Origin of the sequence: Paenibacillus sp. FSL H8-0261 (genome assembly GCF_045040645.1) — a bacterium.
In the GTDB taxonomy this organism is placed as follows: Bacteria; Bacillota; Bacilli; order Paenibacillales; family Paenibacillaceae; genus Paenibacillus_AQ.
In genome coordinates, this window is record NZ_CP150297.1 from 2,296,212 (window position 1) to 2,316,188 (window position 19,977).

20 protein-coding genes and 1 tRNA gene are annotated in these 19,977 nt (G+C 44.2%); 14 read left to right on the forward strand and 7 right to left on the reverse strand.

Translation table 11 applies throughout. The features are described from left to right. The first annotated feature begins 62 nt into the window (after window positions 1-62). The 3 genes from MHI27_RS09790 to MHI27_RS09800 all read left to right on the forward strand — a co-directional run bounded on the left by MHI27_RS09790 (window position 63) and on the right by MHI27_RS09800 (window position 1,875). Window positions 63-185 (forward strand): hypothetical protein, encoded by a 123-nt coding sequence (locus tag MHI27_RS09790; protein ID WP_340968652.1) that lies wholly within the window; start codon window positions 63-65, stop codon window positions 183-185. Window positions 186-477: 292 nt separating this feature from the next. Next, window positions 478-1,434, forward strand: a complete 957-nt coding sequence (locus MHI27_RS09795; protein ID WP_339802343.1) for a zinc-binding alcohol dehydrogenase family protein — start codon at window positions 478-480, stop codon at window positions 1,432-1,434. 6 nt (window positions 1,435-1,440) lie between these two features. Then, on the forward strand, window positions 1,441-1,875 hold the full coding sequence (locus tag MHI27_RS09800) for a MarR family winged helix-turn-helix transcriptional regulator (protein ID WP_405176152.1): 435 nt from the start codon (window positions 1,441-1,443) through the stop codon (window positions 1,873-1,875). 698 nt (window positions 1,876-2,573) lie between these two features. On the opposite strand, the gene MHI27_RS09805 is transcribed toward MHI27_RS09800, so the two are convergent. Next, window positions 2,574-4,289, reverse strand: a complete 1,716-nt coding sequence (locus tag MHI27_RS09805; protein WP_076298557.1) for an ABC transporter ATP-binding protein — start codon at window positions 4,287-4,289, stop codon at window positions 2,574-2,576. 268 nt (window positions 4,290-4,557) lie between these two features. Between MHI27_RS09805 and MHI27_RS09810 the strand changes: the two genes are divergently transcribed. Next, the gene (locus tag MHI27_RS09810) at window positions 4,558-5,781 is read left to right on the forward strand and encodes a CynX/NimT family MFS transporter (RefSeq protein ID WP_405176711.1); all 1,224 of its coding nucleotides are present in this window, start codon (window positions 4,558-4,560) and stop codon (window positions 5,779-5,781) included. Window positions 5,782-5,867: 86 nt separating this feature from the next. Here MHI27_RS09810 and MHI27_RS09815 read toward each other — a convergent pair whose 3' ends face one another. After that, on the reverse strand, window positions 5,868-6,629 hold the full coding sequence (locus MHI27_RS09815) for a class I SAM-dependent methyltransferase (RefSeq protein WP_405176153.1): 762 nt from the start codon (window positions 6,627-6,629) through the stop codon (window positions 5,868-5,870). Between the two features lie 271 nt (window positions 6,630-6,900). Between MHI27_RS09815 and MHI27_RS09820 the strand changes: the two genes are divergently transcribed. The 5 genes from MHI27_RS09820 to MHI27_RS09840 all read left to right on the forward strand — a co-directional run bounded on the left by MHI27_RS09820 (window position 6,901) and on the right by MHI27_RS09840 (window position 12,014). After that, window positions 6,901-6,984 (forward strand) — tRNA-Leu (locus MHI27_RS09820). Between the two features lie 338 nt (window positions 6,985-7,322). After that, window positions 7,323-7,652: a PadR family transcriptional regulator gene (locus MHI27_RS09825; protein ID WP_094874645.1), complete on the forward strand. Its 330-nt coding sequence runs from the start codon at window positions 7,323-7,325 to the stop codon at window positions 7,650-7,652. Then, window positions 7,649-8,206, forward strand: coding sequence for a DUF2812 domain-containing protein (locus MHI27_RS09830; RefSeq protein ID WP_339802355.1), 558 nt, complete (start codon window positions 7,649-7,651; stop codon window positions 8,204-8,206). Before MHI27_RS09825 ends, MHI27_RS09830 begins: the two co-directional genes overlap by 4 nt. A gap of 221 nt (window positions 8,207-8,427) precedes the next feature. Next, window positions 8,428-11,517, forward strand: a complete 3,090-nt coding sequence (locus MHI27_RS09835; protein WP_405176154.1) for a PAS domain S-box protein — start codon at window positions 8,428-8,430, stop codon at window positions 11,515-11,517. Window positions 11,518-11,618: 101 nt separating this feature from the next. Then, window positions 11,619-12,014, forward strand: coding sequence for a NusG domain II-containing protein (locus MHI27_RS09840; protein WP_076283407.1), 396 nt, complete (start codon window positions 11,619-11,621; stop codon window positions 12,012-12,014). Here MHI27_RS09840 and MHI27_RS09845 read toward each other — a convergent pair. The 3 genes from MHI27_RS09845 to MHI27_RS09855 form a co-directional block, all read right to left on the reverse strand. Beyond that, window positions 12,007-12,882, reverse strand: a complete 876-nt coding sequence (locus MHI27_RS09845; RefSeq protein WP_405176155.1) for a TIGR03943 family putative permease subunit — start codon at window positions 12,880-12,882, stop codon at window positions 12,007-12,009. The genes MHI27_RS09840 and MHI27_RS09845 overlap by 8 nt on opposite strands. Before the next feature lie 48 nt (window positions 12,883-12,930). Further along, the gene (locus tag MHI27_RS09850) at window positions 12,931-13,848 is read right to left on the reverse strand and encodes a permease (RefSeq protein ID WP_405176712.1); all 918 of its coding nucleotides are present in this window, start codon (window positions 13,846-13,848) and stop codon (window positions 12,931-12,933) included. A gap of 68 nt (window positions 13,849-13,916) precedes the next feature. After that, complete coding sequence (locus tag MHI27_RS09855; RefSeq protein WP_339246855.1) at window positions 13,917-14,945, reverse strand: GTP-binding protein; 1,029 nt, start codon at window positions 14,943-14,945, stop codon at window positions 13,917-13,919. A 199-nt stretch (window positions 14,946-15,144) separates the two neighbouring features. On the opposite strand from MHI27_RS09855, the gene rpmG reads away from it, so the two are divergent. The 4 genes from rpmG to MHI27_RS09875 all read left to right on the forward strand — a co-directional run bounded on the left by rpmG (window position 15,145) and on the right by MHI27_RS09875 (window position 17,858). Further along, on the forward strand, window positions 15,145-15,294 hold the full coding sequence (gene rpmG, locus MHI27_RS09860) for a 50S ribosomal protein L33 (RefSeq protein WP_405176156.1): 150 nt from the start codon (window positions 15,145-15,147) through the stop codon (window positions 15,292-15,294). 50 nt (window positions 15,295-15,344) lie between these two features. Beyond that, the gene (locus MHI27_RS09865; protein ID WP_339246858.1) at window positions 15,345-16,556 is read left to right on the forward strand and encodes a GTP-binding protein; all 1,212 of its coding nucleotides are present in this window, start codon (window positions 15,345-15,347) and stop codon (window positions 16,554-16,556) included. A gap of 120 nt (window positions 16,557-16,676) precedes the next feature. Beyond that, window positions 16,677-17,102: a DUF6157 family protein gene (locus MHI27_RS09870; RefSeq protein ID WP_081382746.1), complete on the forward strand. Its 426-nt coding sequence runs from the start codon at window positions 16,677-16,679 to the stop codon at window positions 17,100-17,102. Window positions 17,103-17,117: 15 nt separating this feature from the next. Continuing rightward, the gene (locus MHI27_RS09875) at window positions 17,118-17,858 is read left to right on the forward strand and encodes a GNAT family N-acetyltransferase (RefSeq protein ID WP_405176157.1); all 741 of its coding nucleotides are present in this window, start codon (window positions 17,118-17,120) and stop codon (window positions 17,856-17,858) included. A gap of 58 nt (window positions 17,859-17,916) precedes the next feature. Here MHI27_RS09875 and MHI27_RS09880 read toward each other — a convergent pair whose 3' ends face one another. After that, window positions 17,917-18,720, reverse strand: coding sequence for an MBL fold metallo-hydrolase (locus tag MHI27_RS09880; protein ID WP_405176158.1), 804 nt, complete (start codon window positions 18,718-18,720; stop codon window positions 17,917-17,919). A gap of 147 nt (window positions 18,721-18,867) precedes the next feature. Further along, entirely contained in the window at window positions 18,868-19,452 is a 585-nt protein-coding gene (locus MHI27_RS09885; protein ID WP_076283191.1) for a helix-turn-helix transcriptional regulator, read from the reverse strand. Window positions 19,453-19,616: 164 nt separating this feature from the next. On the opposite strand from MHI27_RS09885, the gene MHI27_RS09890 reads away from it, so the two are divergent. After that, on the forward strand, window positions 19,617-19,904 hold the full coding sequence (locus MHI27_RS09890; RefSeq protein WP_042126253.1) for a Dabb family protein: 288 nt from the start codon (window positions 19,617-19,619) through the stop codon (window positions 19,902-19,904). The last annotated feature ends 73 nt before the right edge of the window (window positions 19,905-19,977 follow it).

Here is a 19,977-nt window from a genome sequence, read left to right on the forward strand (position 1 = left end):
ATTGTCTTCCATGATTTTGCCTCCATAATCAGTTCAACAGGGAACGACTGGACGGCCGCGGTGTGCAGCTTCAGATCTTTGCCGATTTTCAAGCGCGGTCTTGGACACGAGGAAAGAGATGCGAAGAAGGCCAGCAGCGTTACGGCGATGAGCTAATGGTTGAGCTTATCGTAAACGCCTTTTAAGGTCATACCATAAGAATGGCCTTAAAATTTGCCGTTACAGACAGCGCGGTGAACAGTATCATAAGTAACGGCAAGTTATTGCTTAATTAGTCTGGATGCAGAAAGACCGACCTGCCTTGCATATGGATAGTCCAGCTGAAAGACCGTGTCCAATTGGCGACGGTGAAGCACGAATTTAGCTAACCCTTTGACCTCAGTATATTCATCAAGGAATGGTTCGAAATAAAATGTGCATTGTGCACATAATTTGTGCGATGCACATAATTTCGAATGAGAGCTGGGTGTAATAATTATGAAGGCAGCAATAGTGAAGAAGAAGGGGACCATTCCCGTAATGGGTCATTTTGATTCCCCTGTTGCGACAGGTGGGCAAGTTATAATTAACGTTTCGGCAACAGCCTTGAGTCGAGTTAGCAAGTTCCGTTCAATGGGTAAGCACTACTCATCAGAAGTTAATTTTCCAATTGTAGCTGGTATTGACGGTGTTGGAACTTTGGAAGATGGGTCTCGAGTTTACTTTGCACTGCCAACGGCACCGTATGGTAGTTTGGCTGAGCAAACCGTTGTCAACGAGAAGCTAGTTGTCCGTTTACCAGATGGTATTGATGATCTCACTGCTGCCGCTATTGCCAACCCAGCTATGTCGTCATGGGCTGCATTGGTATTTCGGGCTGGCTTCAAATCCGGCCAAACGGTTTTGATTAACGGCGCCACTGGGGCATCCGGTAGCTTAGCAGTTCAGATTGCTAAGGGCCTTGGGGCCAAGAAAATCATTGTAACGGGACGCAATGAATCGAAGCTACATTCACTTGGAGCCGATGAGGCCATTGCATTTAATATGACAGCTGACTACGGACAAAAAATGTTTGAAAACGGCCTAATGCCAGTTATTGCTGAAGGTGTTGATGTTATATTGGATTACCTTTGGGGTGATAGCGCATTTGCCATCATGGCAGCTCTTTCTAAGAATAATACGGATCGTGTAACCCGCTTTGTAAGCATTGGAACTTCATCTGGACAAGAAAACATAAATTTACCTTCATCTATTTTACGCTCATCAACAATTGAACTGGTAGGTAGTGGAGATAAGAGTGTTTCTAAAGCTGATATGTTATCCGCTGTTCAAGGTGTTTTTGAGATGGCCGCCGAGGGGAAGATAAAGATTGACACAACAGAGTTTGCTCTAGAAAATATCGAAGAGGCTTGGAATGCTCCGCTTACACCACGTCCAGTAGTAAAGGTGCGATAAAAAGAAATGGAGAATGAAATTTTTAAAGCGCTAATTGATTTAGTTTCCATTATCAATCGGCCAGACCGTGATAAGAAAATGATTGCTGATGCTGGTGTAAATTTGGAGGCAGCAGCCTTTCGCGTCTTTGTTGGTATCGAGCATCTCCAACCGACTAGTGTTGGTGATTTGGCTGCTATGATGGGGAAAAACTATTCGAGTGTTAGTCGGCAAATCGATAAGGTAGAGGCCGCCGGGTTGGTTTATACTTATCCATCAAGTTCAGACTCTCGAATTCGTGTGTCTGAATTGACAAAATACGGGGAGGAAATCAATACAATGATTAACCTCGCCCGTGAGCGCAATATGCATGAAGCTTTAGCTGATTGGTCTTGGGATGAAAAAAACGCATTATTAAATAATTTAAAGCGTTTATTCGAATCGTTGCAAAAGTTCGACTGAGTACTGTTGTTGCAACTTTTTCTCTCCATGTTCGAATGCGACTCTTGTGTTGTGTTGTTTAATCATCCAAACTCATAAGTTCAATAGACGTTTCTCTACGACCAAGAAAGGAGCTGCCACGGCAGCTCCTTTCGCATTTTTCGCCGTTAGCCCTGTTACGGTGAACCGTATCACAAGTAGAGGCAAGTTTTTTGAAGAAAAACTCACAGGAGCCTGTGTTTACAGCAAGCCTAGTGGCCGTATCTGTCTAGTACAAAGAGACGATTGCCTGTACGGTTACGTCTCGGAGTTGGGAAGGGAAGAGGCTAGCTGGGGGCAGCGTAATGAAGTCTTGTTGGGTTTTGAAGATTCGTATATTCAGCTCTCCTGAAACTAAAAAAAGCTCATTCTACATCCGGGTGAACTTTTTTATAGAGTGTATAATAATTATTGGGACACAGATACTTCACTCATTAGAGCATGTACATTTTGGTCGTGGTCATGAAAGAACGTCAATGTAGAAGCAGCGATGTTAAAAATGATAGTAGGTACCTAGGTCACAGGACCCGACTCATGTCGTGTGCAGCCTCTCATGCTGGAAATAGATGAGAAGCACGAAAAAACAAGCCTAGTCGCCAATAACGTGGAGACTAGGCTTGTTATTCTTGAAAATCTCAGTAGCTGAATCAATTATTCTACAGAAGCTCCAGATAACGTCCCTAAGCGTTATATTGTGCCTGATGCAGCCGGCTGTATATGCCACCGGCATGGACTAACTCTTCATGGCGGCCTTGCTCGGCGATGCCTTCTTCGTTCACGACCATGATCCGGTCGGCATTCTTTATCGTCGTCAATCGGTGGGCGATGACGAGTGTGGTTCTACCCACGGACAGATCCGCAAGCGATTGCTGAATCGCTGCTTCCGTTTCTGTATCCAGTGCTGAAGTAGCTTCATCCAGAATCAGGATCGGTGGATTCTTCAGGAACATGCGGGCGATCGCTAGGCGCTGCTTCTGTCCACCGGACAGCTTCACACCGCGCTCGCCGATCACCGTATCCATGCCATCTGGAAGATTCTGAATGAGATCTTCCAGATGGGCACGCCGAGCAGCTTCCCAGATTTCGGGCAGCTTCGCATCCAGCTTTCCGTAGGCGATGTTTTCACGAATCGTACCCGAGAACAGGAACACATCCTGCTGTACGATCCCGATCTGCTTACGTAACGACTCCAGCTTCATGTCACGGATATCAATGCCATCTATGGTGATAGCCCCGCCTGTGACATCATAGAAACGAGGGAGCAGGCTGCAAATAGTTGTTTTGCCTGCACCAGAAGGTCCAACAAAGGCAATCGTTTCGCCAGCCTTAACTTTTAGGCTGATATTTTGTAGAACCGGACGGTCTTCGTCGTATCCGAAAAAGACATTCTGGAAGGTAATATCACCGTGTAAAGTATTTACCTCTACGGCATCCGGCTTATCGCTGATATCTGGCTCCGTATCAATAATTTCTAGATAACGTTTAAAGCCGGCAATTCCTTTTGGATAACTCTCGATAACGGCATTGATCTTCTCGATCGGACGGAAAAAGATATTGGACAACAGAATAAATGCCACAAACTCACCGATTTGCAACTCGCCATTGATGAAGAACCAAGCGCCGCTGATCATCACAAGGATCGTAATGAGGCGGGTCATCATATAGCTGACGGATAAGCTTTTGGCCATGATTTTATAAGCGAGAAGCTTAGTTTTACGGAACATTTGGTTATCTACTGCGAATAGCTCTTGTTCATGCTGCTCATTGGCAAAAGATTGAACAACCCGGATACCACCGACATTATCTTCGATACGGGCATTGAAACTACCTACATTTCCAAAAAGCTGGCGATAGGTGGAAGTCATGTTGCGTCCGAAGTAGATGATCACCCAAGCCATAATTGGAACGATAATAAAAGTAATAATGGCCAGCTTCAGATTAATATCAGCCATAAGGAGGAAAGCACCGACAAGTGTCATGATGGCGATAAATATATCCTCAGGACCGTGATGCGCCACCTCGCCGATATCATTTAAATCGTTGGTGATTCGCCCGATGAGGTGACCTGTTTTATTATTATCAAAAAAGCGGAAGGACAGTTTCTGGATATGATCGAACATTTTTTTACGCATATCGGTCTCGATATTAATGCCAAGCATATGCCCCCAATATGTAACGATATACTGCATAACTGTATTCAAGGCGTAAATAGCTAGGAGCGCGACACACGCAATAAGAATTAGCGGCCAATCTTGACCCGGGAGCAAATCATCAATAAATTTATTGACAGCTACCGGAAAAGCTAGTTCTAGAAGACCTGCAAAAACAGCGCAGGAGAAGTCCAATATAAATAGTTTTTTATACGGACGATAGTAGGAAAAAAACCTTCGAAGCATTCTGTTCACTCTTTTCTATAGGAATATGTAGGAGATCGAATGAAATTGATTCTCAATTGTCTTGATTATATGGATACTAAAGATGTCATTCGATTTTGTCAATAATAGGGTTATAAAATTACTTAAGGCTTGTAACTTTTATAATAATAGTGGATGATATGTCTTAATGCCATGTAATAAACATTTTTATATTTCTGGCGTAATCGCTCACCGTCCTTACAGGAATGTCAAAGGCGTTTATGCTTGTTGCAATTTAGGAGGATACATGATGAAAGCATCGCAACGAGAAGGAAACATTCAGAATAGAGGTTTAACGGATACCAAATATGATCGCTGGCTGCTAGTGTTGGGGATTGTGTTTATCGCAGCGGCACTTAGAGCGCCTTTCACATCCGTCGGTCCACTGGTACAAATGATTCAGGATGATCTAGGCTTATCGAACACTTTAGCAGGAGCTATTACTACTCTACCATTGTTGGCTTTTGCCATTTTGTCCCCGTTTGCTCCAAAGCTAGCTCGCCGTTTCGGCTTGGCTTATGTGTTATTAATTGCAATGGTTATGCTTGCTATGGGGATTCTAATCCGGTCGGGATCTGGAACGGGACTGTTGTTCACAGGTACGGCGATACTCGGGCTTTCTATTGCAGTATGTAATGTATTGCTTCCGGGTCTGATTAAAGGGAAGTTTCCTCACAAAATTGGGTTAATGACAGGTGTCTACACCGTCTCAATGAATTTATGTGCAGCCGTCGCTTCAGGTATTAGTGTACCGCTAGCTAGTCATGCTGGATTTGGCTGGAGAGGGACTTTGGCGATTTGGTTTATGATCGCTGCGCTAGCAACCCTGTTCTGGATTCCGCAAATGCGCAAGCTCGATCAAGGGACTGGGGCCAAGGGGTCGATCTCTAGTGGAAATATGTGGCGTTCTTCGCTTGCTTGGAAGGTAACGATTTTTATGGGCTTACAGTCGTTGCTCTATTATGTCTTCATAGCTTGGTTCTCTGTTCTCCTTGGTGAGCGAGGGATGTCATCAAGCCATGCAGGTTGGTTACTATCACTAATGCAAATGGCCCAGCTGCCGTTTACTTTCTTCGTGCCGTTGTGGGCAGGTCGGATGAAGAACCAACGTATTCTAGTAATCATCACGGCTATTTTGTATTTCATCGGAATCGGTGGCATTTGGTTGGGAAGCAGTGCTTTAATGGCTGTCTGGGCGATCTGTTTTGGGATTGCCGGAGGATTTGCCTTCGGACTTGTGATGATGTTCTTCAGTCTACGGACCAGAAGCACTCAAGAAGCAGCGGAACTGTCGGGAATGGCCCAATCCGTAGGTTACGTGCTTGCAGCAATGGGCCCGGCATTATTCGGATGGCTTCATGATGTAACGAATAGCTGGACGATGCCGCTTGTTTTATTGCTGGGTGCAAGCGTATTGCTGCTGGTTGTCGGACTTGGTGCTGGTAGCGATCGATATGTGGGAGATAGAAGATAGATGGTCATAAAAAGAGTGTATTGGTGCGGACACGCGCCAGTACACTCTTTTTTTTGTTGCATAGGAAGAAGTCACGCCCTTCATTGTTAGACGCGTTTGTAAGCGACGACCCGGATTCTTCGATAATCCATCACCCAGCGGCCATCCTGAAATAATGTCGGTCTAAGTTTCTGTTCCATATAAGAGAGGACTTCTTCTCGTTCAGATGGTGTTAGGACACTTAAGATTCCATTAGCAAAAGTGTTCAGCCAGAACTGGAACCCTTGCTCTCCAGCCTCTAGTGGGGTTGGACGGTCGAAACAAAGGGCGAGGTCAACAGTCAGTCCATGTTGTTCTAGTAGTGTTGTATATTGTCCGATGCTAGGGAAGTACCAAGGTAATTGAAGCTTATCACTACACCCTATAGCGGTAAAAGCATTTGGAAGCTCAGTAACGATAGAAGCGATATTGCCCTGCCCACCGAACTCGGCAACAAAACGTCCGCCTGTTCGTAGGCTAGCTGTGATAGAAGCAGCTGCTCCGTTCGCGTCGGTCAACCAGTGTAGAGCAGCGTTGCTGAACACGGCATCGACTGGCTGTTCCGCGACATAGTTTTGCCCATCTGCTAAGATGAAGTTTAGCTGGGGATGTTTGTCATGGGCAGTCTGAATCATTTCGGCTGAAGCATCAATACCTGTTACAGTGGCACCACTAGCAGCGATGGCTGCTGCCAAATCACCAGTTCCGCAGCCCCAATCAACAATTTGTTCGCCAGGCTGGGGGCGAAGAAGCTCAATCAAAGACTCTCCAAACTGAGACACAAAGGCCATATCAGTATCATAGGTTCCGGTATTCCACTGCTGGTTCATACGTATTCGTCCTTTCTGGTTTGGAATTACAGTGATACTTCTGATGCAGCACATTCTTTTAATTATGTTGTATCATACCAGCCTCTTATAAGTGAAATATATAAACTGAATAACTGTGATTGGTTATGCCTATGGGTATTTGAATATGTTATATCGCTTATATCGCTGTTGTTAGATTTATCTGTACATCGATTCAAAAATATGTTGCTATTTATCCGAAAAAAGAGTATATTCTTATGTACAGTGATTATTTCATTGGTGTACATAATGTGCGGTCGTGGCGGAATTGGCAGACGCGCACGGTTCAGGTCCGTGTGGTAGCAATATCGTGGAGGTTCGAGTCCTCTCGACCGCATCATCAAATAGGCTTATACAATTGCTCTTGGGCAGTTGTATAAGCCTATTTTTTATGTCTGAAGAAAGTGATGGTGGTCCAATTCTAGTGGCTTCTAAGTCCGATACACCCCATGCGTAGTGGAAGGAATAGATTTAATTAGATGGGGTAGATCCAAGTTGAGGGGATTGCGATCATGAACCGTCTGTAGGCATGTACTGTAGGCTTTTTTTCGTGGTTATGATCGGTTAGGTTTACTAAAAATAGGTATTTTTGTATTGACAATTATATCGGCTTCCGTAATAATATTATTACGGTAACCGATATATCGCTAACAGTAATAGAATGGAGATGGAATCATGCCTGAAAGCTCAGAAAGAGGAGCCTTAACAGAAGCTGTATTTTACATTTTATTGTCTTTATACACCGCAATGCACGGTTACGCGATTATGCAGAATGTGAAGGATTTAAGTCATGGTCGAGTGGATCTTGGAGCGGGCACTTTATATGGAGCTATCAACACCTTGCTTGAGAAAAACTGGATAAGAGCTATAGAAGGGGAAGAAGGCTCCCGAAGAAAGGAATACGAAATTACTGAATTAGGGAAGACAGTGATTCAGGGGGAGCTTATCCGGTTGGAAGAACTGATTGCCAATGGGAAGAGAATAGCTGGAGGTGAGTCCAAATGAAACATGTGGTTCGCAAGCTGTTTTGGGATTTTGAGAAGGAAGAACAGTGGCTTAATGAAATGTCTGCCAAAGGGTTAGCCCTTTCAAGCTACTCCTGGTGTAAATATGTGTTTACTGACTCGCCTAAGAATGAGTATACGTATAGAATTGAGCTTTTAGATAATGTGCCTACTCATCCGGAAAGCATGGCATACCTCAAGTTTCTAGAAGAAAATGGAGTAGAGTGTGTTAGCAGCTATGTTCGCTGGATTTATCTTAGAAAGAAGTCATCCGAAGGTGCGTTTGATATTTACACAGATCTGGAATCCAAAATAAAACACTTTAAGCGAATCAACACACTATGGAATTCTGTCATGTGGTTAGAGTTCATTGTTGGTTTAGCCAACATTCTCATTGGGCTAACGAATTATTTCACTTCATCCAACAGCATTAGTTTGGTAAATGTTATTCTAGGCGGGCTTTTAATTCTTTTAGGACTTGTTTTTTTTAGAGCTGGCGCACCTATCCGTAAGAAAATTAAAAAGCTTCAGCAAGAGAATTTAATAAGAGAATAGTCCTTATTCTTGTGATATGTATAAACAGCAGTTTTCCTGATTACTCGGGACTTGTTGTTTATTTTTTTGTCTATGACGATAACGCGCAATCTCATTGCTTTTCACCGGCCTATCATTTAGGACTCAACTATCAAGCTTAATTACCGAAAAAAAGGTATACTGGAATAGATTACGAAATTGTAATAAAGTTTGTCCCCATACCAAAAGAGGAGGCTGCACAGGTGTCTGAATTTCTTTTTAAGCAACTATACTTACGGTCTTCTATAGGGGTTGCTGTAGTCTCTCCCAAGGAAGGGACCTTGATTCAATCTAATCCAGCACTTTGCCGTATGCTTGGTTATTCTGAAGAAGAGCTTTTAAATATGCACTATCTAGATCTTATTTATCCAGACGATGTAGCTGATGATGATCATTACGTTATCCTGAACAATCTCTTAGCAGATCCTGGGACCGCAATAGAGTTAGAAAGACGGTTCTTATGTAAGGGTGGCGAGATAATCTGGGTAGCTCAACATATATTTCTGATTCTTCAGGAGAACTCTAGTGAACCCCTTGTCTTGATCTCAGAACTTACGGATATCACAGACCGAAAGCTTGCGGAAGATAAGATTCAGGAAGATCAGCATTTATATAATTTGATCACACAAAATACGCCGGATATGATTTCTTTTGGCGGACCAGACGGTACACTGCACTACGTTTCTCCTTCAGTGGAGTTGTTGCTAGGATATCCTCCAGATGAAATGATCGGTACGAAAAGACCTGAGTATTATCACGCAGAAGATGCCCTTGAAATGACAAAACACGGAAAGCTCTATTCTGATACGGATGTGTATACACGCAGGGCCCGGCATAAGGACGGACATTATTTGTGGATTGAGAGCAGCTCACAGGTGGTACGTGATGAGCAGGGGGAAATCAAGCAGATATTAACGATCGGCCGCGATATTACGCAGCGTAAGAAATATGAGGATATGCTGGCGCAAGCCCAATATCTTGCGAAAATGGGATCGTGGGAATGGGATGCGACGAAAACGCGGTTGACGGTTTCTAGAGAGATGCGTAACATTTTTGGCTTTTCATTGGACGACAGCAATCATTCCTATTTTGATTACAAACGAGTGCTTTCCTGTATTGATCCAGATGATTTTACTAGACTTCAAAAGCTGGTTCACCAGTCTTTAGCGAATGGGACGAATGGCGAAGTTATGGTTCGAATTAAAAGTGCGGATGGAAAATTGAAGTTTCTGGATGCACACTGGGAAGTGACTAAAGATGAGGAAGGAAGAGTGCTACAGATCAGTGGGATTGCCCAGGATGTGACTGAACGTCATCGTATGGAGGAACAGATGCGTGATAGTGAGCAGAATTACCGACTCCTGTCGGAAAATTCAATGGATTTCATTTCACGTAATACAGCGGACGGAGACCTCATCTATCTGTATGCATCACCCATTTGCCAGACGATGTTCGGCTATACACCGGAAGAAATGTACGAAACGAGAGGTATAGATTACATACATCCTGAAGACAAGGAGAAAGTGGTGTCCTATCTTAGCAACTGTATGGAAGGGAAGAAGCTCGAGCCTGTGACCTTTCGGTTTCTATGCAAAGATGGAACGTACATTTGGACGGAAACAACACTTCGCTATATTTACTCGGAGACCTTTGGAGGACGGGAGCTTGTGTGTGTAACCCGGGACATTGCGGAACGGGCGCGGCATTTTGAAGAAATAGAGAAGTTAAGTAACGAGCATGCTCTAATATTGAATTCGGTATCTGAAGGCATATTTGGTATGAATCTTGAAGGGGATACGATGTTCATCAATCCAGCGGCGATTACTATGCTAGGATACGATCCAACGGAATGGTTGAACAGCAAATTCCATACGATTCATCAGACTTGGCTGGATAATGAGCCATTCTTGGGCATTCAGAAGACGCTGATTCCCTCGCACTTCAATAATCGCTCTTTTGATGAGAAAGAGGGTGTGTTTTGGAGGCAAGATGGTTCCAGCTTTTTGGTCAGATATCACATGACTCCTCTTTTTGATGGAGAAGAGCGGATCGGGGCTGTAGTGGTTTTCCGAGATATCACAGAAGAGAAGGAGATTGTGCGAGCGAAGGAGTCTGCAGAGGAAGCGGATCGGGCGAAATCGGAGTTTCTAGCGATCATGAGCCATGAGCTGCGTACGCCTATGAACGGTATTATAGGAATGGCAGACTTGCTCTCAGGGACAGAGTTAAATGAAGAGCAGAGCTACTACACACAAATCATTACAAGTAGCGGAGAAGCATTGCTTCATATTTTGAATGAAGTGCTGGATTTCAGCAAAATTGAAGCAGGCATGATGACACTTGAACTGCAAATGGTGGATTTGCGTGAAGTGATACAGAACGTTAGTGAGCTATTCTATCCGAAGGTCAAAGAAAAAGGGTTGTTATTAACTATCAATATTGCACCTGATCTTCCATTTGTCATTGTGACGGATGAGGCAAGATTGCGCCAAATTCTCGTAAACCTAGTGGGAAATGCGGTGAAATTTACGGAGACAGGTGAAATTAGTATTTCTGCCAGCCTGGAAGCTTCTCAAAAGTCAGGAAATATTATCGTTAAATTCATGGTTAAAGATACGGGCTTGGGGATCCCGGTTGCCAGTCAAGGGTTATTGTTTCAATCGTTCTCGCAATTGCATCCTTCCATTAATCGAAAATATGGCGGAACAGGACTTGGACTGGCGATTAGCAAAAAGCTGGTGGAGCTGCTCGGAGGAGCGATTGGTGTGAGGAGCTGTGAGGAACATGGCTCAGAGTTCTTTTTCACCGTGGAGGTCTCTTTGCCAAAAGAGGAATGGATTCAGAAGGTTACGCTCCACCCTTCAGTGGATACAGACAAAAGCAATAAACCTAACGCCAGAGCATCTGATACGGGAGAATATGGACCGATGTCTATTCTCATCGCTGAAGATCATCCTGTGAATCAGCAACTGATGCTGGCTTATTTGAAGAAGAGGGGATACTTCCCTGACATTGCATCAAATGGCGAGGAAGCAGTTCGAGCTGTGCTGTCCAAGGATTATGATCTCGTCTTTATGGATATTCAGATGCCTATTATGGATGGGATAGAAGCAACAGGAATCATACGTGAGAAGCTCGGGCTGTCTCCCATTATTATTGCGGCCACAGCTTTTGCCAGAAATGAAGATAAAGACATGTGTCTGAGTGCAGGGATGCAGGATTTTATCTCCAAGCCTATCTCCATAAAGGAGCTTGACAGGGTATTAAAAGATTGGTCTACTCGGATTCGTTAAGGATGAGGAGTGTCATTGACAAAAGAGCGTAAGATTAATATATTTGTAATCGTAATTATTACGAATATATTGTCAATGAAAGGATCCATACCTTGTTAAAGATGAAGCGTGGCGATTTTGTAATCATTTTTTTAGCTCTATTCGCAGCGGGTTTGATTTACGGAATCAAGTGGTGGGACACCCATAATGAACAGTATCAACAAGGCGATTTGAAAGCTATAATTACGGTTGATGGTAAGGAATACAAGACCGTTTCTTTGACTAAAGAAGAGCAAATTATAGATATTCAATCGAAGTTTGGTCACAATACCTTAAAGGTATTTGATTACGGGATCCAAATGACATATTCTGACGCGCCTTTGCGAATCGCTTTGGAAATGGGGTTTATCTCTAGGCCAAAGCAGCAAATCATCTGTATACCCGCCCGTATTATGGTTGAAGTATTTAACCCTAACCGATCTGTGAATGATGAGGATGAGCTGGACGCAATTATTTAGTAGATTTGGCCGTATTCGTCAAAGCTTTCCATGCGGTTATGGAGTCAGCACTCGTGTAAATGTAGGGTGTTGTTGGTTGCGCGATAGGTGTAATTGCTTCTGCGCGTATTTGCATCATTTCTTGGCCTTTGTATTGCACAATTTGAAGCTTGCCCCGAACCTCTATCCAGGTATCGGTGGGCAAGCTTTTTAATTTGCCGGAATCAACCAACATCCCAAACGGAGTAGCATCGGCGGTACAGCACTGAACCAGAAATCTGCCAATGGCAAAAGCATTCTCTGGCGTTTCACTGTCGTCGCGGTATAGAAAACCGGAAACGGAAATTTCTTTGCCTTCAAATTGTTGTTTATACATGTCAATAGCGCCTAGTATTTCAGAAAAAATATCAGAATACACAGGGATAGTAGGCTGTGCATATAAGATCTTAGCTAGCTCGGTGAGCTCCTCATGATAAGGATCAATCGATTCGAATCTAACAGCATTGGTAGTCTCTGATGGTAAAGAGGAGAACGAAATCCCCTTTTTACTAGCGGCCATACTTCCCAAGGCACGATCAGGAAGTGCAAATCCAAGCAGCAATGGAAACAGGAATAATCCATAAAGCGCTGTACTTTTAAATATGGAATGAGGGAGGCGATGCTCGCAGTCACATAGCACATTTCCCTTACCAAATAAGGCTTGAATGGCCAAGCTGAGCGCCATTAGTGTCAGAGGAATCGGACATAACTGAACCCAGCGTGCTAGCTTAGGCGCTACATAATAATGCAAAGCGTCCTGCTGCACTAAATGCCCAATATAGAGAGCAAAGGCGAGCAGAATAACCGCCCTTAACAAATAGTGAAATCGGATGCTTCGAGAGTCATTCATGCGCTTCCTCCTAACAATGGGGTAAGCATCTGCTTGCCACCTCTATGATTACAGCCATAAGGACATGAGTACGGCTCCGATAAATACGCTCGAAAAGATAAGAAAGAATAAATAAAGAGCGAATTTGGTCTTAAACAGCGAGAGTAGCATCAATGAATTTTTGAAATCTAACATCGGCCCAAATACCATAAAAGCGAGCAGTGCTCCTGCTGGAAAAGAATGTACGAAGGTGGAAGCTACAAAGGCATCTGAGGTGGAACAGAGTGAAAGCACAAATGCCAGTCCCATCATGAAAAAATAAGACCCGAGCGGCTTATCTCCGATCGCAGCCAAACTGTCCTGAACCATAAACGTCTGAATGCCAGCGGTCAATAGGCAGCCAATGATTAAGTATTTTCCCATCTCAAAAAACTCATCCGAGGTATGCACGAAGACGGCGGCTAACTTTCCTCCACGAGAATTATTATGATGTGTGTTATCGGTTTCGCGCTGAACGCTAAGGCGTATCGGGGACTTTTTCACCGTTGCATAGATAATCAAACCTATAATACAGGCGACTACAAAAGCTAGACCCATCCGGGCATAGGCCAGTTCTGAGTGGTTGCGAAATGCCGTCAGTGTTGCTCCATAGACGACTGGATTTAGGATGGGCCCGGATAAAATAAACACGATCGCCACGTAAACAGGCATCCCCTTATGGATTAGTCGGCGGACGAGAGGGATCATTCCACATTCGCATACTGGAAAAATAATTCCGAGCAGGCAAGCGAATAAAATGGCCGGAAGCGCCTGCCGTGGAATCCAGCGGGAGATCATTTCATCTGGGATAAAGACCCGAAGCAGCGAGGATAATAAAGCTCCTGCTAACACAAACGGCAAGGCTTCTAGCAAAATCCCGATAAAGCCGGTTTTGAACGTGTCGATGTACGCGTTGTCTAGTAGCTCCAGGTGATTTGGCACCCATATAAAACCAATGATAATCAGGAATGAGATCGGCAGAAGCAGCGGCAGTAGTTTTAAAGGGGAAAGGGTAGTCAAGGTTCGAATAAGGTGGACCACCGATCTGCCAGCAGTTCCTCATCTAAATTTATCCCGATGAATACCACATAAGGCATTCCAGGGTAACGTGATGCCTCCCAGCTTGTACGCATTCCCGCATATTGGACAAGTTGAACCGGTTCCTGTTCGGACAAAAGGATATGGCCTTTGGCACGGAGCAGGTTGTCACCCCATTCTTGAAAGAAAGCCTCTAGCCGTTCTTTGGAAGGCATTATAGTCCCTGCTTGCGGAATGGTTAACGTGATGGCGGTCACTTGGGAAAAAGAAGCGTGGGGCTCTTCTTGCCGTTCTTTTACTGCTGTAGCTCCCTGTTCTGAATTCATTTGTTTAAGAGTTGCGCCTTTAAAGGTTTGAGGTGCTCGTTGTGGCGCGGGAGCGATGATTTTACGTGGGGTGATTCCTGATAATATCGGTGAAAGGTTGATTTCGCTGTAATGGGTATATACGATTTCAGCCTCTGTATTTTGTTTTCGGACACCTTTTTCAATTCGCCATAAGGTTTCAGGCTCTACAAGATCGCTCTTATTAACGACAATGAGATCAGCGGTGGACAGCTGCTTGCGAAGCGTACGAACCAGCTGTTTGTCAGAGGAGAGTCTGCTGTTATATTCCAAGGCGTTTTCTGCATCCAATAAGGTGATCGTAAAATGCAATTCGACCCTTTCTTGAAGAGCGGCTTCTTGTAATGTTTTGGCGATTTCTTCCGGATTCGCGACGCCAGTAAGCTCGATATAAATAGCATCGGGGCGTCCTCTTAGCAGTACCAGTAGGCTGTCTGCCAAATCCTCTTTACGGCTACAGCATACACATCCGTCCAGTAGCTTAGTCACGGTTGCACCCGTATGCTCCTGCAGAATATACCCATCTACATCTCTCTTTCCCAGCTCATTCATAACTACGCCAGGGTTCAGACCCCTTACCTTGCTCTCTTTCAGCAGGGACAACAGCAGAGTTGTCTTCCCGCTCCCCAGAAACCCGCTCAAAATAATTACTGGTATCTTCATGATCTCCACTCCTGCCTGATTCTCTTGGAAATACAAGAATCATATTTTTATATTTCCATCTATACGTGATTTGTTCGCAAGAAAGACCACAAAATTAAGAGAGTTGGAATTTTTACAAGATCATAGTTGACAGATTGTGAATAAAACGTGTACGATATGTTAATCGTAATTATTACGATTTAAAAAAGGAGATGGAACAATGAGAGTAATCATTACTTTGGCATGCACGGAGACAGGAGATCGTAACTATACAACTATCAAGAATAAGCGAAATCACCCAGAACGTATGGAAATGAAGAAATATTGTCCACGTCTGAAAAGAGTTACATTACACCGCGAAACCCGGTAAGAGCTATAAATGCCAAACATAAATGCTAATCAATGATAGGAGTGATCGGAATGAAAAAAATCCCCGTTACGGTGCTAAGTGGCTACTTGGGCTCTGGAAAAACAACACTGCTAAATCATGTCTTGCACAACCGTGAAGGCTTGAAGGTTGCTGTTATCGTTAACGATATGAGTGAAGTGAATGTGGACGCCAACCTGGTGAAGTCAGGTAATGTGCTTTCTAGAACGGAAGAGAAATTAGTGGAAATGTCTAACGGATGTATCTGCTGTACACTCCGCGACGATTTGATTGTCGAAGTACAAAAGCTGGCAGCTGAAGGCCGTTTTGATTATATCCTCATTGAATCATCTGGCATTAGCGAGCCTGTTCCGGTGGCACAGACTTTTACTTATGCGAACCCAGAACTGGATATTGATTTGACTTCACTCGCTCAATTGGACACGATGGTGACCGTTGTGGATGCTGGCCGATTCTGGCATGACTTCTCTTCTGGTGATAGTCTGATCGATCGTAATCAAACGGCTGGTGAAGACGATTATCGCGATATTGTGGATTTGCTCATTGATCAGATCGAGACTTGTGATGTGTTATTGCTTAATAAGTGTGATCTGCTAGAAGAAGAAGAGCTTAACAAGCTTGAAGCTGTGCTTCGCAAACTTCAGCCGACAGCCAAGCTGATCCGTACGGTTAACGGAGTGGTAGATCCGAAGGAGATTCTTAATACTGGATTGTTTGATTTTGAAAAAACAAGCTTGTCCTCCGGTTGGATTACGGAGCTTAACAAGGAGACACATACGCCTGAGACGGAGGAATACGGAATATCTTCTTTTGTCTATCGCAGGAGAACACCCTTTCATCCGGAAAGGTTAAGCTTTTTCTTTAGTCATTGGCCGGAGGAAGTTGTCAGAGCGAAAGGGATTGTATGGGTTGCCGCAGAGGGTGATCTTGCAGCGAGTATCAGCCAGGCTGGACCCTCGATTCAGTTCGGACCTGCCGGCTACTGGCTAGCTACAATGCCTGAGGATCAGCAGCAGGAGGTATTGGAAAGCGAACCTGAAATGAAAGCCAAGTGGGACGAGCGGTGGGGCGATCGAATGAATGAAATCGTGTTTATCGGTGTTAGTATGGACTCAGCACAAATCGAAGCGAGATTGGATCGATGTTTGTTGACGAAAGATGAGTTGAAGCAGGATTGGACAACGTTTAATAATCCACTTCCGTGGCCTGTTGAAGAACTCCTTGCGGCAGTGGCTGAGGAATAGAAATTCAGATGAAAATCCGGAATCCAGGAGGTTGAGGTTCCGGATTTTTGCTGTGCAATTATAGTGACTATGAATTATCATAGAAGGAATATATTTCAATTAAAAATAGAGGTGATGCCCATGAGTTATACAAACACTTTCATACGTGTAGCAGAGGATTGTCCTGAGGAAACGGGAATCCCGCCGATGTCTTGCCGTACACTCCCGCCTGCGCATGTGATTCAATATGAGCTGCTTATTAATGAGCCTTACAAATACAATCATGAAGAGCTTCTGTTTGAGGTTCATGTACGCCATAAACAAATTCCGCTAGAAGATCGTGTGACCCGTAGGGAAGAAATATGGAAGGAGCTATTCTCTAGAAACCATCCATGCCTGCGAGCCTCTCTACTTCCGAAGCGATTCGGCTGGGGTGTACATTACAACCATGAGGGGAAAATAGCCATTTATGGTAAGGAGTCTCCCGAATATGACTATTATATTTCGTATGCTGATGAAGCAGTGAAGCTGCTGCCAGCGATGCGTAATAAGCGGGAACATGGCTAATAAGGAGGAGATAACTTGTATAAAGCAATTGAAGAAATCACACTTAATACTTGGCCAGCGGAGCAGAGTGTTCTCCTGAATGGCTGGGTTCTGCGCACAGCAGCTGGATATACGAAAAGAGCTAATTCGGTCAATCCGTTATACGGAGAAAAAAGCTCTCTTGCGGATCTTACAAACCAAATTAAGCTTGCTGAGCAGTACTATAAGGATGCTGGATTAAAGCCAGTATTTAAAATAACGCCGTATATCCAGCCTGCGAACCTGGATGAGGCGCTAGCGGAGCGTGGTTACACAGTTGTCGAGCCATCATCTGTTAGGCTATTAGAACTGGAGGGATTAGCTACTCCTGATCTTCGATATGAGATACAAGTTCAGGAGAGCTTAACTGAAGAGTGGTTAAATGCATTTACAAAGCTCTCTGCGCTCTCAAAAGACAATCGGAGCACCTTAACTAGAATGTTATCCGCTTGTCATTTGCAGCAGGGCAATATTCTGTTGATTAACAATGGCGTTCCTACCGCTTGTGGTCTGGGTGTTATTCAGAACGGCTACATAGGTCTCTTTGATATTATCACTGCTTCCGATCAGCGTAGACAAGGTATGGCGGAACAACTGCTGCTTGCATTACTACACTGGGGCAAGACGCAGGGTGCAACAACTGCTTTTTTGCAGGTTGTACAAGCTAATACTGGAGCTTCGGCTTTGTACGACAAGCTCGGATTTAAGGAGATATATCAATATTGGTATAGAGTGTAGTCTTGAATGATGCGGGGGCGCATTGGCTATTTTAGCAAAATGGGACCCCGCAAGGAAATCATACGAACTTCCCTTGACCCGGCAACGCCATTTCCTTGAAATTCTTGCATAAATGAGCAAGCTGAGTAGATAATTTCTCACCCTCCATAGGCACCCCATGTCCAGAGAGAACGATATGAGGATCTAGCAACGCAAGTGTGCGGACCGACTTTTCCGCGTCTTCCCAGTCCGTCGTGAAATAAGAGGGTGGGCCGTGCACCACCTGATGCTGGGTAGCTACTGCGAATACGGACTCTTGTTTGACTGTAAGAAAGGTGTCACCAGCAATCAGTACCTTATCTTCTGGTCTGAATAGTGAAATATGTCCAGGACTATGTCCAGGTGTATGGATCCATTTCCAGCCCTTTGCTCCGGGGACGGTTCTGTCTTCGGGTAATGGATGTATGGCTGATCCAAGGTCGATGCCATGATGTGAAAATAATGAGGACACCATACTCATCAGCCCGCCGCCTACGGCCGGATCGGCTGGAGGATAATCCGCTTTACCTGTTAGATAAGGAAGCTCTAGTGGGTGAGCATACACGGGTACATTCCATTCCTCAATAAGCTTTTTCATACCTCCGATATGGTCAAAATGCCCATGAGTCAGGATAATTGCCACCGGTGGCTTCTCATACTTCTCCTTAGCATAATCTATAATTCTGTTTGTGTAAGAGCTAAGTCCCGTATCTACAATGATCCAGTCCGAATTGGGCTGGCCGATGAATGCGCAATTTACGAACATGGTTCGTAGTCCGATGACACCGGGGGCCACGTCCCAAGTATCGGTGTAGCCTTCAGATAGTATTCCGTCAAGTCTCATCTTACGCCTCCTGTTCCGTTCTTTAGTACTGAACAATGTACCTAAACAGTAGTATGACCCTTTTTTAAGAAAAAAATATGGCAAAAAACCCTTCTCCTAATTAAGGAAGAAGGGCTGGCCTTGAACTTATTAAGCGATAGGATCACATTAGAGCGTTCCGCAGTCTGCAAATAGAATATGTCGTGGAATTCGGAAGAAGGTTTCGGCTTTTTCCTGCAGAGCAGGGGTAGGCAGATGGCTGCTGTGCAGCCATTTTCGAAACGTCCCGGGATGAACACCTATCCAAATACTTACATCGGTTACGGAAAAATCGTAAACCATACAGAGGCCGGTTAGAATCACATTGCTGCGAGGCGAACTGGTAATACTTCTTTTCATAAATCGTGAAGGAGTTGGTTGACATACAATTGGACTCTGACGAATCAGTGCTTCATTGAACAAAATGTGGGGCGGGTACCCGAGTAGGCGGCAGGTCTTGTCAATGTTATTGTTGGAAGGGATACGACCTTCGTATACCCAGGCGCTTACGCTGCGAGAGGATATACCAAGATCTTCTGCGAGTCGTGAAAGTTTGATATCCTTAGCCATCAATACAGCAAGTAACACACGGTTTCTAATCTGGCTGCGCTTTGGACGGCGGAATCTTTTTACACGAACGCCTTGTCCAAGATATTTGCGGTTGATCAGAGACCACGCCTGGATATTATGAGTTTCTTGTTGGTTACTAGGCATAATTCCTCCGATTTTTTAAAAATATACTACAACACTTTCATATACATCGGCAATGGTTAATGCTGCTATTTCTGACATCACTTTTTAAGTTTCTTCCAGAACGCGTACGCTTATGATATATTTTTAATATCTAATTACAATATTACAACAGGGAGCGAGATAGAATGATCAAGCATATTGTATTTTTTAAATTGAAGGACCGGTCCGAAGAAAGCGTTGCGGCAACGGTAGCCGTACTGCGAAATATGGAAGGTAAAATCCCGCAGCTCCTTTCGATTGAAGTGGGTGCTGATATCATTCATTCTGATCGATCCTTTGATATTGCTCTAGTTACGGTGGTAGCTTCACTGGATGATTTACAGGCTTATCAGGTTCATCCGGCGCATAAGGAAGTTATAGCTCATATTAATGAAGTTAAAGAACTTTCAATTGCTGTGGATTACGTAATCTAAGCGATCTGCTGATTAACAAGCATCATCATTTTATACTGGAAGCGGTGACAGGAATGCGTGAGCTCGAGTATCC